Source organism: Bradyrhizobium sp. SPXBL-04, from assembly GCF_051853035.1.
Lineage (GTDB): Bacteria > Pseudomonadota > Alphaproteobacteria > Rhizobiales > Xanthobacteraceae > Bradyrhizobium > Bradyrhizobium zhanjiangense.
Window position 1 is genome coordinate 1,021,955 of record NZ_CP182472.1, and the last position, 13,229, is coordinate 1,035,183.

At 65.4% G+C, this 13,229-nt stretch carries 13 protein-coding genes; 9 read left to right on the forward strand and 4 right to left on the reverse strand.

Annotated features, from left to right (window positions below; all coding sequences use genetic code 11):
- Nucleotides 1-209: 209 nt before the first annotated feature.
- On the reverse strand, nucleotides 210-464 hold the full coding sequence (locus ACNJX8_RS04780; protein ID WP_091892120.1) for a hypothetical protein: 255 nt from the start codon (nucleotides 462-464) through the stop codon (nucleotides 210-212).
- Between the two features lie 137 nt (nucleotides 465-601).
- On the opposite strand from ACNJX8_RS04780, the gene ACNJX8_RS04785 reads away from it, so the two are divergent.
- Genes ACNJX8_RS04785 through ACNJX8_RS04795 form a run of 3 tightly spaced genes read left to right on the forward strand, consistent with a single transcriptional unit; the run spans nucleotide 602 to nucleotide 4,433 of the window.
- On the forward strand, nucleotides 602-2,683 hold the full coding sequence (locus ACNJX8_RS04785; protein WP_439359766.1) for a M3 family metallopeptidase: 2,082 nt from the start codon (nucleotides 602-604) through the stop codon (nucleotides 2,681-2,683).
- The gene (locus ACNJX8_RS04790) at nucleotides 2,683-3,321 is read left to right on the forward strand and encodes a DUF1007 family protein (RefSeq protein ID WP_439359767.1); all 639 of its coding nucleotides are present in this window, start codon (nucleotides 2,683-2,685) and stop codon (nucleotides 3,319-3,321) included. The genes ACNJX8_RS04785 and ACNJX8_RS04790 overlap by 1 nt, the downstream gene beginning before the upstream one ends.
- A complete protein-coding gene (locus ACNJX8_RS04795) occupies nucleotides 3,318-4,433 on the forward strand; it encodes a nickel/cobalt transporter (RefSeq protein ID WP_439359768.1) in 1,116 nt (371 codons plus the stop codon). Before ACNJX8_RS04790 ends, ACNJX8_RS04795 begins: the two co-directional genes overlap by 4 nt.
- A 158-nt stretch (nucleotides 4,434-4,591) precedes the next feature.
- On the opposite strand, the gene ACNJX8_RS04800 is transcribed toward ACNJX8_RS04795, so the two are convergent.
- A complete protein-coding gene (locus ACNJX8_RS04800) occupies nucleotides 4,592-4,990 on the reverse strand; it encodes an MAPEG family protein (protein WP_439359769.1) in 399 nt (132 codons plus the stop codon).
- 79 nt (nucleotides 4,991-5,069) lie between these two features.
- Between ACNJX8_RS04800 and hemH the strand changes: the two genes are divergently transcribed.
- From hemH to ACNJX8_RS04820, 4 genes are all read left to right on the forward strand, one after another.
- On the forward strand, nucleotides 5,070-6,107 hold the full coding sequence (gene hemH, locus ACNJX8_RS04805; protein WP_439359770.1) for a ferrochelatase: 1,038 nt from the start codon (nucleotides 5,070-5,072) through the stop codon (nucleotides 6,105-6,107).
- A gap of 11 nt (nucleotides 6,108-6,118) precedes the next feature.
- Nucleotides 6,119-7,096, forward strand: coding sequence for an ABC transporter substrate-binding protein (locus ACNJX8_RS04810; RefSeq protein ID WP_439359771.1), 978 nt, complete (start codon nucleotides 6,119-6,121; stop codon nucleotides 7,094-7,096).
- A gap of 228 nt (nucleotides 7,097-7,324) precedes the next feature.
- A complete protein-coding gene (locus ACNJX8_RS04815; protein WP_128931287.1) occupies nucleotides 7,325-8,326 on the forward strand; it encodes an SPFH domain-containing protein in 1,002 nt (333 codons plus the stop codon).
- Nucleotides 8,327-8,396: 70 nt separating this feature from the next.
- Nucleotides 8,397-8,840 (forward strand): NfeD family protein, encoded by a 444-nt coding sequence (locus ACNJX8_RS04820; RefSeq protein ID WP_439359772.1) that lies wholly within the window; start codon nucleotides 8,397-8,399, stop codon nucleotides 8,838-8,840.
- A gap of 84 nt (nucleotides 8,841-8,924) precedes the next feature.
- Here the strand turns inward: ACNJX8_RS04820 and ACNJX8_RS04825 are convergent, their stop codons facing one another.
- Nucleotides 8,925-9,320, reverse strand: a complete 396-nt coding sequence (locus ACNJX8_RS04825) for a winged helix-turn-helix transcriptional regulator (protein ID WP_128931289.1) — start codon at nucleotides 9,318-9,320, stop codon at nucleotides 8,925-8,927.
- A gap of 71 nt (nucleotides 9,321-9,391) precedes the next feature.
- Here ACNJX8_RS04825 and ACNJX8_RS04830 point away from each other — a divergent pair, with 71 nt between their 5' ends.
- The gene (locus ACNJX8_RS04830) at nucleotides 9,392-9,949 is read left to right on the forward strand and encodes a carboxymuconolactone decarboxylase family protein (protein ID WP_439359773.1); all 558 of its coding nucleotides are present in this window, start codon (nucleotides 9,392-9,394) and stop codon (nucleotides 9,947-9,949) included.
- A gap of 175 nt (nucleotides 9,950-10,124) precedes the next feature.
- Here ACNJX8_RS04830 and ACNJX8_RS04835 read toward each other — a convergent pair whose 3' ends face one another.
- A complete protein-coding gene (locus ACNJX8_RS04835) occupies nucleotides 10,125-11,132 on the reverse strand; it encodes a KpsF/GutQ family sugar-phosphate isomerase (RefSeq protein WP_249759474.1) in 1,008 nt (335 codons plus the stop codon).
- Nucleotides 11,133-11,325: 193 nt separating this feature from the next.
- On the opposite strand from ACNJX8_RS04835, the gene ACNJX8_RS04840 reads away from it, so the two are divergent.
- A complete protein-coding gene (locus ACNJX8_RS04840) occupies nucleotides 11,326-13,080 on the forward strand; it encodes an outer membrane beta-barrel protein (protein WP_128939928.1) in 1,755 nt (584 codons plus the stop codon).
- Nucleotides 13,081-13,229 lie beyond the last annotated feature (149 nt).

Consider the following 13,229-nt stretch of genomic DNA (forward strand, 5'->3'; position numbering starts at 1 on the left):
GATACCTACCGACTGACACACGACCACAGGCACGTGCGAAATTGGGCAAATCCGCACATAAGCGTTTTGACTCTGCTTCGCAAGAATTTTTTTAGGCTGAGAACAGAATTGCCTAACACCTGCTTGCGCAGTGTTGCGCGAGCGACGTGGAAGATGAACGCGCGTTAAGTTTTTCTGCGCAGCGCGCGTGTCTCGCGCGCGACGACGCGTCAGCGGCGCTTCGTGAACGGCTCGACGCGCTGAGCTCCGCGGATGAACGCGGTCATCACGAGCACGCCGAGTGTGAACAGCACGGCCTGAAGGATGTGCGCGCCCTGATCGCCGAGCCCGAACAGGATCGCGAGCGCCCAGCCGCCGGCAAACGCCGCGCCGAACACCTCCGCGCCAATCAGGATGGCGGCGCTGATGACGGTGATGACGCTCGGCCAGGCGATCTGGCGGGAAGAGGAGGCAGGCGCGTTCATGAGCTCAGGGATCCCGTGTCTTCGAGGGCCGCAATCTCCCCGAAAAGGCGGCCGGGAGCAAGGGCAAACGGCCCAAAAAAGCCCCATCGCGTGCTATAGCTGGCTGCAACAAATCGGCTCAAAAATCGGGACTTGTGATGTCAGAACTGCGCCAAACTACGGACGCCGAGACCAACCCGCTGCTGAGGGCCTGGGTGACGCCGTTCGCGACCCCGCCTTTCGACGAGATCAAGCCGGAGCACTTCCTCCCGGCCTACGAGCAGGCCTTCGCCGATCACTCCGCCGAGATCGCGGCGATCACCAACGATCCGGCCGCGCCCGACTTCGCCAACACCATCACGGCGCTGGAGCGCTCGGGCAAGCTCTTGAGCAAGGTCGCGGCGGTCTTCTACGACCTCGTCTCGGCGCATTCCAACCCGGCCATCCTGGAGATCGACAAGGAGGTCTCCTTGCGGATGGCACGGCACTGGAATCCGATCATGATGAACGCCGTGCTGTTTGGCCGCATCGCCCAGCTGCACGAGAACCGCGCCAATCTCGGTCTCACGCCCGAGCAGCTGCGCCTGTTGGAGCGCACCTACACCCGCTTCCACCGTTCCGGTGCCGGCCTCTCCGACGAGGCCAAGACGCGGATGGCGGAGATCAACGAGAGGCTCGCCCAGCTCGGCACCAGCTTTAGCCATCACCTGCTCGGCGACGAGCAGGACTGGGTCCTGGAGCTCGGGGAGGCCGACCGCCAGGGCCTGCCAGAGAGCTTCGTCGCCGGTGCCAAGGCTGCGGCAGAAGAGCGCGGCATGGAAGGCAAGGCCATCGTCACGCTGTCGCGCTCCTCGGTCGAACAGTTCCTGAAGAGCTCGGCGCGGCGCGACCTGCGCGAGAAGGTCTACAAGGCCTTCACTGCGCGGGGCGACAACGGCAACGCCAACGACAACAACGCAACCATCGTCGAGATCCTGAAGCTGCGCGAAGAGAGCGCCAAGCTCCTGGGCTACCCGACCTTCGCCGCCTACCGGCTCGAAGATTCCATGGCCAAGACGCCGGAAGCGGTGCGGGGCCTTCTGGAACGAGTCTGGAAGCCGGCGAGGGCGCGCGCGCTCGCCGACCGCGACGACATGCAGGCGCTGATCGCGGAAGAGGGCGGCAATTTCAAGCTCGCCCCCTGGGACTGGCGCTTCTACGCCGAAAAGCTGCGCCTTCAGCGCGCCAATTTCGACGACGCGGCGATCAAGCCATATCTTTCGCTCGACCACATGATCGCCGCCGCCTTCGACTGCGCCACGCGCCTGTTCGGCATCACTTTCGAGGAGCGCAAGGACGTTCCGGTCTGGCACCCGGACGTCCGGGTCTGGGAGGTGAAGGGCGGGGACGGCAAGCACAAGGCGCTGTTCTATGGCGACTACTTCGCCCGGCCCTCGAAGCGCTCCGGCGCCTGGATGACCTCGCTGCGCGACCAGCAGAAGCTCGACGGCGACGTCGCGCCGCTGGTTCTCAATATCTGCAATTTTGCCAAGGGAGCCGGGGGCGAGCCTTCGCTGCTGTCGCCCGACGACGCCCGCACCCTGTTCCACGAGTTCGGCCACGGCCTGCACGGCATGCTCTCCAACGTCACCTATCCCTCGTTGTCGGGCACGTCCGTGTTCACCGACTTCGTCGAGCTGCCGTCCCAGCTCTACGAGCACTGGCAGGAACGGCCCGAGGTGCTGCAAAAGTTCGCCCGCCACTACCAGACCGGCGAGCCGCTGCCGGACGACCTCCTGCAACGCTTCCTTGCCGCGCGAAAATTCAACCAGGGTTTTGCCACGGTCGAGTTCGTCTCCTCGGCGCTGGTCGATCTCGAATTCCACACCCAGCCGGCTTCCGCCGCGCAGGACGTGCGCGCCTTCGAGAGACAAGAGCTGGAGAAGATCGGCATGCCCGAGGAAATTTCGCTACGTCACCGTCCCACGCAATTCGGCCACATCTTCACCGGCGATCATTATGCTGCCGGCTACTACAGCTACATGTGGTCGGAGGTGATGGACGCCGACGCCTTCGGCGCGTTCGAGGAGGCCGGCGACATCTTCGATCCTGCGGTCGCCAAGCGCCTGCACGACGACATCTACGCCTCGGGCGGATCGGTCGATCCGGAGGCCGCCTATGAGGCCTTCCGCGGCCGCCCGCCGGAGCCCGACGCGCTGCTGCGCCGCCGCGGCCTGCTCGACGACGCCAAGGCGGCCTGATGAGCATGCGCGGGCTGTTCGGCTTCCTGCTCGCCGCCGCAATGACGTTCGTGGCGGGCGCGGCGAGCGCGCATCCGCATGTCTGGATCACCGCGACCAGCGAGCTGCTCTATGCCGCCGACGGCAGCATCACCGGCGTGCGCCACGCCTGGACGTTCGACGACATGTTCTCGGCCTATGCGGTGCAGGGGCTCGAGAGCAAGACCAAGGGCGCCTATACGCGCGAGGAGCTCGGGCCGCTGGCGCAGACCAATGTCGAGTCGCTTAGGGAATACGCCTACTTCACCTTTGCGCGAGCCGACGGCAAGAAGGAGCGTTTCCAGGAGCCGGTCGACTACTTCCTTGATTACAAGGATACGGTGCTGACCCTCCACTTCACGCTGCCGCTGAAGGCCCCGGTCAAGCCCAAGCAGCTGGTGCTCGAAGTGTTCGACCGCTCCTTCTTCATCGACTTCCAGATGGCCAAGGACAATCCGGTGAAGCTGGTCGGCGCTCCCGCGGGCTGCCAGATGAAGCTCGAGCGGCCGAACGACGGCACCGCGAGCGCGCAGAAGCTCAATGAGCAGACCTTCCTGAATGGCGAAAATTCGAATTTCGGCATGATGTTCGCCAACAAGATCACGGTGGATTGCCCTTGAAACCGCAACTCTCCCGGTTCGCGCGCGGGCTTCTCACCTGCGTTGCCGCTCTGCTGGTCGTGTCCGTGGCCGACGCCGCGCTCCACGATCTTCTCGCGCAAAACCCGTTCGGCGCGCCGCGGCCGGCGCAGGCCGCCGAACCGGAGGCCAGCGGCCTCATCGGCTGGCTGCTGAGTAAACAGTCGGAATTCTATCGCCAGATGTCGGCGACCATCCGGGCGGCGAAGTCCGACGGATCGGCGGTGTGGACGCTGCTGTTCATCTCCTTTGCCTATGGCATCTTCCACGCCGCTGGCCCCGGCCATGGCAAGGCGGTGATCGCCTCCTATCTCGTTGCCAACCGCGAAACCGCGCGGCGCGGCATTGTGCTGTCGTTCGCTTCGGCGCTGATGCAGTCGCTCGTGGCGATCCTGATCGTCGGCGTGTCGGCCTGGCTGCTGAATGCGACGGCCAAGACCATGTGCAAGGCGGAAGGCGCGATCGAGATCGCGAGCTATGGCCTGATTGGACTGTTCGGGCTGAGGCTGGTCTGGGTCAAGGGCGGTGCGTTCATCCGCGCGCTCCAGGCCGCCCACCCGGTGCCGGCGATCGCCGGCGTGCCGCACGACCACCATGATCACGATCATCACCATCATCATGATGCCCACAACCATCATGGCCACGCTCATCACCACCACGATCACGGTCACGCCCATCACCATGGGCACGACCACGTCCATGACGAGCATTGCGGCCATTCCCATGGTCCCACCCCGAGCGAGCTCGCCGGCCCCGGCGGCTGGCGGCGCGGATTCGCCGCGATCCTGACCGTCGGCATCCGCCCCTGCTCGGGAGCGATCCTGGTGCTGGTGTTCGCGCTGGCACAGGGCCTGTTCTGGGCCGGCATCGCCGCGACCTTCCTGATGGGATTGGGCACCGCGATCACGGTCGCGGCCATCGCAATCGTCGCCGTCTCCGCCAAGGACATCGCCGCCCGCCTCAGCGCCGGGCGCGACGGCGGTGGCGCGCTGTTCATGCGCGGCATCGAATTCGGCGCCGCCGGCCTGGTATTGCTGTTCGGTGTCGGCCTGCTGTTCGGCTACATCGCCGCCGAACGGACGACGTGCTTTTGAGCTTTTTCCCCCTCTCCCCTTGCGGGAGAGGGTGGCTCGCCGCGTAGCGGCGAGATGGGTGAGGGGTCTGTCTCCTCACGAGCAGTCTTGCGAATGGGATAGAACCCCTCATCCGGCGCTTCGCGCCACCTTCTCCCGCAAGGGGAGAAGGAAGAAAGTCACACCGGCAGAAACCGCTTCAAGACCGGCATGAAGAAGATCCCGAGATTGATCGCAAAGCCGATGCTCCAGAGGATCGAGCGCAGCGTCGGCCGGTTGCCGAGATAGGTCAGCACATAGGCGATCCGCACGATCAGGAACAGCGCCGCGAGCTCATCGATCAGCCGCTGCGGCGAGTCCCTGTATTCGGCGAGCAGCACCGCGAAGGCGAAGAACGGAAAGGTCTCGATGCCGTTCTGGTGCGCACCGAGCGCACGCTGCGCGATGGCATCCGCATAGAAGGCGGGGTCGCGCGGCCGGGAATTGTCGAACGTGCGAAACCTGATCCATTTGATCGAGGCGATCGTCGAGAGATAAAGCAGCAGCGCTCCCAGGACGCACCATTCCGCGAGTGTCATCTTCCCTCCCGTGGGTAGCGACCCTAGCGAAACCGGCCTCATCTTGACAAGTTCAGACCAACGCGCGAGGCACAGAGCCATGACCAGCGTCGTCCCCGTCGAAAGCGCGAAACCGGCCGCCCAATCCGCCCTGCCGCGCGTCGGCGTACTCCTGATCAATCTCGGCACGCCCGACACGGCCGATGCGCCCGGCGTGCGGGTCTATCTGAAGGAGTTCCTCTCGGATGCCCGCGTCATCGAGGACCAGGGCCTGGTCTGGAAGCTGGTGCTGAACGGGATCATCCTGCGCAGCCGTCCCCGCACCAAGGCGCTGGACTACCGCAAGATCTGGAACAATGAGCGCAACGAGTCGCCGCTGAAGACCATCACGCGCTCGCAAGCCGATAAGCTCGCGGTCGCGCTGTCGGATCGCGGTCATGTGGTCGTGGACTGGGCGATGCGCTACGGCAATCCCTCGATCAAAGCGGGCATCGATGCGCTGATCGCGAAGGGCTGCGAGCGCATCCTCGCCGTGCCGCTCTATCCGCAATATTCCGCCTCGACCTCGGCGACCGTCTGCGACGAGGTGTTCCGCGTGCTCGCCGGCCTACGCAACCAGCCGACTTTGCGGGTGACGCCGCCTTATTACGAGGATGCGACCTATATCGAGGCGCTCGCGACCTCGATCGAGACGCATCTGGCGAGCCTGCCGTTCAAGCCGGAGTTGATCGTCGCCTCCTTCCACGGCATGCCGAAATCCTATGTCGACAAGGGCGATCCCTATCAGCAGCACTGTATCGCCACGACGGAGGCGCTGCGCCGCCGGCTCGGCATGGACGAGACAAAGCTGCTGCTGACCTTCCAGTCGCGTTTCGGCAATGACGAGTGGCTTCAGCCGTATACGGACAAAACCATGGAGCGTCTGGCGAAAGACGGCGTGCGCCGCATCGCGGTGGTGACGCCGGGCTTTTCCGCCGACTGTCTGGAGACGCTGGAGGAGATCGCGCAGGAGAACGCCGAGATCTTCAAGCACAATGGCGGTGAGCAGTTTTCCGTGATCCCCTGCCTCAACAATAGCGAGCCTGGCATGGACGTGATCCGCGCTCTCGTGCTGCGCGAGCTTCAGGGCTGGATTTGATGGTGTGCCCCATGAATCGCCGCGAGCTCCTGGCGCTTCTTGGGATGATCGCGGCACTGCCGGCCTCAGTGCAGGCGCAGCAGCCGGATGCGACGCGCCGGCTCGGCGTGCTCTCGGTCACCGTCGCCGAGGATGCGATCGGGCAGGCGCGCAGTACCATCCTGGTCGAGGCGCTCGCCGGCCATGGCTGGAAGGAGCGCGATAATCTGCGGATCGACTGGCGCAGCGGCGGCGGCGACCGGGCGCGGATTGCGCGCCTTGCGGACGAACTGGTCGCACTCAAGCCCGACATCCTGCTCGCGGTCGGCACGCCCTCGGTGGAGGAGCTGCGCCAGCGCACCGCGACGATCCCGATCGTGTTCGCCGTCGTCACCGATCCCGTCAGTCAGGGTTTTGTCAAAAACCTCGCGCATCCCGGCGGCAACATCACCGGCTTCACCGATTACGACGGCCCGCTCGCCGGCAAATGGCTGGAGATGCTGACGCAGGTCACGCCGCCCGTCCGCCGCGTCTTCGTCGTCTACAACCCCGCCACCGCGCCGTTCGCGCCCCTGATGCTGCGCACCATCGAAGAGGCTGCGCGGACGCTCCATGTGACCATCGAGCCCACGCCGGTGAACGACGCCGGCTCGATCGCCGCACTGGCCTCGCGGAAGGACGGCGGCCTCTTGGTCCTGCCGGACTTCTTCACCATGGCCAACCGCGCAGATCTGCTTGCGGCGATCGCGGAGGCGCGCGTGCCCGCGGTGTTCTGGAGCCGCACCTTCGTCGAGGAGGGCGGGCTGATGTCCTACAGCACCGACAGCGCCGAGCAGCTGCGCCGCGCGGCTTCCTATATCGATCGTATCCTCAACGGAGCGCCGGCGGCCGATCTGCCGGTACAGAATCCCACCAAGTTCGAGCTGACGATCAATCTGAAGACTGCCAAAGCGCTTGGCGTCACGCTTCCGGCCGGCCTGCTCGCAATCGCGGACGACGTCATCGAGTGAAGCCGTCCGCGGCGGATGGCATGGCCGGATGTGTTAATATTTGTCGGTAGGTCTGCGCCGCTCGCTTTCAAGAGCCTTCCGCAAATACATATCGTGAGCATTCCCTCTCCGCGTGTCTTGTGCAGAATCGCGCTGATGCCGACGTTACTTGCGACCGCTGAACCGCTAGGGTCTTGATCCCGACCAATGACAGCGCGGGAAAGGACTTTTTCCTGCCTTGGAGGACATATGAGCGGTTTCGACATTTTCGCGATTGTTCTGGTTTTGCTCGTCATCGTCACGCTGGTGGCCGGCGTGAAGACGGTGCCGCAGGGCTATGACTGGACCATCGAGCGGTTCGGCAAATACACCCAGACCTTGAGCCCCGGGCTCAATCTGATCGTGCCCTATTTCGACCGCGTCGGGCGCAAGATCAACATGATGGAGCAGGTGATCGACATTCCCGAGCAGGAGGTGATCACCAAGGACAACGCCACCGTGACGGTGGACGGCGTCGCCTTCTACCAGGTGTTCGATGCCGCCAAGGCGAGCTACGAAGTCGCCAACCTCAACCAGGCGATCACGGTCCTGACCATGACCAACATCCGCTCGGTGATGGGCTCGATGGATCTCGACCAGGTGCTATCGCATCGCGACGAGATCAACGAGCGCCTGCTCCGCGTCGTCGACGCCGCGGTCTCGCCCTGGGGCGTCAAGGTCAACCGCATCGAGATCAAGGACATCGTGCCGCCGGCCGATCTCGTCGAAGCCATGGGCCGGCAGATGAAGGCCGAGCGCGTCAAGCGCGCTGACATCCTCGCCGCCGAAGGCCAGCGCCAATCGGAAATCCTGCGCGCCGAGGGTGCCAAGCAGGGCCAGATCCTGCAGGCCGAAGGCCGGCGCGAGGCCGCCTTCCGCGATGCCGAGGCGCGCGAGCGTCTGGCCGAAGCCGAGGCCAAGGCGACGCAGGCGGTGTCGGAAGCCATCTCCAAGGGCGACGTTGCCGCGTTGAACTATTTCATCGCCGACAAATATATCAAGGCGTTCGGCCAGTTCGCGGAGGCGCCGAACCAGAAGATCATCATGCTGCCGGTGGAAGCCACCAGCATGCTGGGCTCGCTCGCCGGCATCGGCGAGATCGCCAAGGCGACGTTCGGCGAGAGTGCCGCGTCCGCCGCCGCCGCTCGCCGTCCCGGCTCAGTGCCGCCGACCGGCGGCACGCCGCCGGCGGTGCCCCCGCGGCAGGGGTAAAGCGCATGCCTCGGAAAAGTGGACACCGGTTTTCCGACAAGGGCATGCGCCAAAATAAAGAGGTCGTGTCATGACCAACATGTTCGCATCGCTCGGCACCTGGAATTGGCTGATCTTCGGCTTCATCCTGATGGCACTGGAGGTGCTGGCGCCCGGCGTGTTTCTGTTTTGGCTTGGCCTCGCCGCGCTGCTGGTCGGCCTGATCTCATTCGCTGTCGCCGTGTCCTGGCAGATCCAGTTCGTGATGTTCGCGGTCTTCGCTGTCGCCGCCGTACCGTTGTGGCGCCGCCTCGCCCGGCCGAAGCCGGACGCAAGCACGAGCCCGTTCCTGAACAAGCGCACCGAGGCGCTGTTAGGGCGCGAGTTCACGCTGGAGAAGCCGATCATCGACGGCAGCGGCACCGTGCGTATCGGTGACACGGTGTGGCGTGTTGCCGGCCCGGATACACCGGCGGGGACAAGGGTGAAGGTGGTGCAGGTGGACGGCGCGAATTTGACGGTGGCAGCGGCGTGAGATTCTTCGCCTCTCCCCGCTTGCGGGGAGAGGCCGGATTGCATCGCAGATGCAATCCGGGTGAGGGGGAGCCTCCGCGAGTCTTCACTGCTTCCGTCCGCGCGGAGGCTCCCCCTCACCCCGACCCTCTCCCCGCAAGCGGGGAGAGGGAGAAGAGCCTTTCCACCTCTCCGCAAACCGGTGCAGCGGCATGAACGTCTCGCACAATTCTCGCCCTAGCGGCGTCAGCCCGTAGCCTCCGGCCTCGCCCAACTCCACGAATCCTGCCTCGCGCAGCTCCGTTAGCCGCGCCTGCAGCACCGTCGGCGAAGCTTCGTCGCAGGCGGAGCGCAAGCCGCGGGAGGTGAGGGGCTCGCCGCGCAACTCCCACAGGATTCGCAGGCTCCAGCGCCGCCCCAGGAGGTCGAGCAGCGCCATGATCGGCCGCCCGGTGCGCGAGCCGCGCACGCTGCGCGATCTGGTAGTGGCCTGCTTCGACATCGTCGCCTCTTGCGTCATGCTACAGATAATGTAGCTTATCGCTACAATAATTGTAGCAAAGGAGACGGCCCATGTCCCAGCCGATGCCGCGTATCGCGCCGCTCGATCCGCCTTATCCCCCGGAGATCCAGGCGCAGTTCGATCGCATCATGCGCGGCGCGCCCCCGCTGCTGCTGTTCCGGGTGATGGCGGGCTGCGCTCGCGCCTGGGACAAGTTTCGCGCCAGCGGCCTGCTCGATCCCGGCCCGCTCTCGCTGCGCCAACGCGAGATCGTCATCAACCGCACCTGCGCGCTGAACCAATGCGAGTACGAATGGGGCGTGCATGTTGCGATCTTTGCGGGGCCGGCAAAGCTCACCGAGGATGAATTACGCGCGACTGTGTTCGGCGATGCGACGTCGCCGTGCTGGTCGGTGGCCGAGCAGGCGCTGATCGCGGCCGTCGACGCGCTGCATCACCGTGCGATGTTGAGTGACGCCGAGTTTGCCGCGCTGTCCGCGCATTACGATGAGGCGCAGATCCTGGAGATCATGCTGTTGTGCGGCTTCTACCGCACGGTGTCGTATCTGGCGAACGGCTTGAGGCTGCCGTTGGAGGAGAGCGCGGCGCGGTTTCCGGCACCGCTCTAACCGCCGTCATTGCGAGCGCAGCGAAGCAATCCAGAGTCTTTCCGCAGTGGCAGTCTGGATTGCTTCGCTGCGCTCGCAATGACGGAGGAGAGAGAGGAGCACTACACTCTCACTGTCCTTCCGGGCTCGCGCCCAAGCGGGCGCGCCCCGGAATGACGATGTGGAGGCAGCGGCCCTACGCCACGCCCGCCCGCAACAGATCGTGCAGATGCACGATGCCGACCACCTTGTCGGCCTCGGTGACGACCAGCGTGGTGATCTTGCGGGTGTTCAGCACCTCGATCATCTCGGTCGCGAGCATCGAGGGCGGCACCGTCTTCGGCTCCCTCGTCATGATCTCGTCGACCGTCGCGGTCAGCAGGTCGGGGCGCATGTGGCGGCGCAGGTCGCCGTCGGTGATGATGCCTGCGATGGCGCCGGCGTCGTCGATGATGCAGACGCAGCCCAGCCCCTTGGCCGACATCTCGACCACGGCGTCCGACATCTTGGTGCCGAGCGGCTTGACCGGAATTTCCGCGCCCGTGCGCATGTAGTCGCGGACGAATTTCAGCATCGCCCCGAGCTTGCCGCCGGGATGGAAATGCGCGAACTCCAGCGCAGTGAAGCCGCGGCCTTCGAGCAGCGCGATCGCGATGGCGTCGCCGATCGCGGCCTGCATCAGCGTCGAGGTGGTGGGCGCCAGATTGTGCGGGCAGGCTTCGCGCGCCTTCGGCAGCTCGATCACGAGATCGGCGGCTTGTCCCAGCGAGGACGCCGCGTTCGAGGTCACCGCGATCATGGGAATCGCGAACCGCGCCGAATAATTCACGAGGTTCTTCATCTCCGGCTGCTCGCCGGACCAGGACAGCGCCATGATGACATCGTCGGGCGTGATCATGCCGAGATCGCCATGGCCGGCTTCGGCGGTGTGCACGAAGAAGGCGGGCGTGCCGGTCGAGGCCAGCGTCGCCGCGATCTTGCGGCCCATATGGCCTGACTTGCCGAGCCCGGTGACGATGACGCGGCCCTTGGCGTTGCGGATCAGGTCGACCGCTCTCGCAAATGCCGCACCCAGCGGGCCGCGCAGGGCGGCGGCAAGCGCGTTGATGCCGCCGCTCTCCGTCTCCAGCGTGCGGAGCGCGGATTCGACGCTATCAGGGATGGTGCCGGATGATGTGGTCATCAGCGGTTTCGAACTCGGCATGTTCAGATCCAGGGAGGAGGGGACGTTTGCCCGTTGGCGCCTGCTTAGCACGCCGCGGCCGTGGAGGCGACGCGGCCCCCGGACCCCTCAACGGGTCATTAACCATAATTGTTTTAACTCCATTAACGATGGTTCCCGCCAACCGATGGGAGGCCGTCGTGAAAGTGTTTGATTTCGTTGGAGTTCTTCCATCGTGGGGTCGTCTCCAGGCATCGGCCGGAGCAAACGCGCGCATTTCCTGCGCGCCGCTTTGCCGTGCCTCATGCTGACGGCCTTCGAGAGCGCGCCGGCGGGCGCCCAGAGCCTCACGCCTGACCTGTTCAATCCCAACCGCGGCGGCTTCGCCTCCCCCGAGACGCTGCCGACGCGCCGCACCGCCGGCGTGCCGCAGGCGCCGTCGGATGCGCTGCCGACTCTGCCCGATCCCAACGATCCGCGCAGGCGCCAGCAGCCGCCGGCAGCTCCGCGCGCCGGCCAAGGCTCGACCAATCCGGTCCCGACCTACGGCCTGCCCGCCGCCAACGGCGCGAGCGGCTCCGGCTATGACTCGCTCAACCGCAAACGGCAGCAGCCGAAGCTCTATCCCGGACAGCCGAAGCCGAAGCGCCCGGTCGGCCCCGGCTCAAAGGTAGCGCCGGCAACGCCGGAGCGGACGCTCGCCCCGCCGCGCATCGCGCCGCCGCCGTCCGAGACCGCGCACAGGACGCCGGTGCCGCCCGCGATGGCGGGCAACGTGCCCGGCCAGCCACTGCGCCGCCGCCTCAAGCTGGATGAGGATCCGTTCGGCGCGGTCGGCGACTATGCCGGCAGCTTCCTGATCAAGGGCGGGCTCGAGCTCTCGACCGGCTACGACACCAACCCCGCGCGCCTGAACAAGCCGGTCGGCTCGCCGGCCTACGTGGTCGCGCCCGATCTCCTTGTGGTGTCCGACTGGGAGCGCCACGCGCTGGTTGCTGATCTGCGCGGCTCGTTCTCGGGCTACACCAACAACATGCCGGCGACGATCAACGGCTTCCCTTCGCCATCGCCGGTCGAGGTCGACCGCCCCGATTTCACCGGCCATGTCGACGGCCGCGTCGACGTCACCCGCGATTTCAAGCTGACCTCGCAACTCCGCCTGCGGCTCGCCACCGACAATCCCGGCAGCCCGAACGTGCAGGCCGGCCTGCAGAAATACCCTGTCTACGCCGCCTACGGCGCCACCGTCGGCTTCGACCAGACTTTCAATCGCTTCCAGGTCGCGGCCGGCGCCACCGTCGATCGCACCGCCTACACCGATTCAAAGCTCACCGACGGCTCGACCTCTGCCAATACCGATCGCGACTTCAATCAGTATGGCGGCGTGGGGCGATTCTCCTACGACCTGAAGCCGGGCCTCAAGCCGTTCGTGGAAATCCAGGGCGACACCCGCGTGCACGATCAGGCCGCCGACCGCAACGGCTACTTCCGCGATTCAAACGGCGGCTATGCCAAGGTCGGCTCGTCCTTCGAGTTCTCGCGCATCCTCACCGGCGAAATCTCGGTCGGCTATTCCGCGCGCAATTATGTCGACCCGCGTCTCAGCCAGCTCTCTGGCTTCCTCACCACGGGCTCGCTGATCTGGAATGCGAGCGGCCTCACCACGGTGAAGTTCTTCACCGACACGCAGATCGCCGAGACCACGATTCCCGGCTCTTCCGGCGTCCTGGTGCGCACCTATTCGGCCGAAGTCGACCACGACTTCCGCCGCTGGCTCACCGCCGTCGGCAAGTTCACCTACGGCACGCTCGACTACCAGAACCAGAATCGCAACGACAAGACCTACTCGCTCGAGAGCAATCTGATCTACAAGCTCAACCGCAACATCTGGATCAAGGGCACGCTACGCCACGACATCCTGGATTCGAACGTCGCGGGGGCGAGCTCGTCGGGGACGGTGGTGATGCTGGGGGTGAGGTTGCAGAATTAGCTGCGCGTGGCCCGGTGGTCATCGGCGCTGCCAAGCTCTCAGTCGTCGTCCTGGCGAAAGCCAGGACCCATTACCCCAAGGAGTGGTTTGGCGACGACTGGTCGTTCGGGATGAGTACCGTCTGCCCTGGATAGATTCCGCGGTATGGG

Excerpts from the sequence above, each read along its gene's own strand:
- ACNJX8_RS04790 (WP_439359767.1), top strand. The coding sequence starts at position 2,683 with ATGAGCATGCGCGGGCTGTTCGGCTTCCTGCTCGCCGCCGCAATGACG.
- ACNJX8_RS04825 (WP_128931289.1), bottom strand. The coding sequence starts at position 9,320 with ATGTCGAAGCAGGCCACTACCAGATCGCGCAGCGTGCGCGGCTCGCGC.
- ACNJX8_RS04830 (WP_439359773.1), top strand. The coding sequence starts at position 9,392 with ATGTCCCAGCCGATGCCGCGTATCGCGCCGCTCGATCCGCCTTATCCC.
- ACNJX8_RS04835 (WP_249759474.1), bottom strand. The coding sequence starts at position 11,132 with ATGCCGAGTTCGAAACCGCTGATGACCACATCATCCGGCACCATCCCT.
- hemH (WP_439359770.1), top strand. The coding sequence starts at position 5,070 with ATGACCAGCGTCGTCCCCGTCGAAAGCGCGAAACCGGCCGCCCAATCC.
- ACNJX8_RS04815 (WP_128931287.1), top strand. The coding sequence starts at position 7,325 with ATGAGCGGTTTCGACATTTTCGCGATTGTTCTGGTTTTGCTCGTCATC.
- ACNJX8_RS04785 (WP_439359766.1), top strand. The coding sequence starts at position 602 with ATGTCAGAACTGCGCCAAACTACGGACGCCGAGACCAACCCGCTGCTG.
- ACNJX8_RS04820 (WP_439359772.1), top strand. The coding sequence starts at position 8,397 with ATGACCAACATGTTCGCATCGCTCGGCACCTGGAATTGGCTGATCTTC.
- ACNJX8_RS04810 (WP_439359771.1), top strand. The coding sequence starts at position 6,119 with ATGAATCGCCGCGAGCTCCTGGCGCTTCTTGGGATGATCGCGGCACTG.
- ACNJX8_RS04800 (WP_439359769.1), bottom strand. The coding sequence starts at position 4,990 with ATGACACTCGCGGAATGGTGCGTCCTGGGAGCGCTGCTGCTTTATCTC.
- ACNJX8_RS04780 (WP_091892120.1), bottom strand. The coding sequence starts at position 464 with ATGAACGCGCCTGCCTCCTCTTCCCGCCAGATCGCCTGGCCGAGCGTC.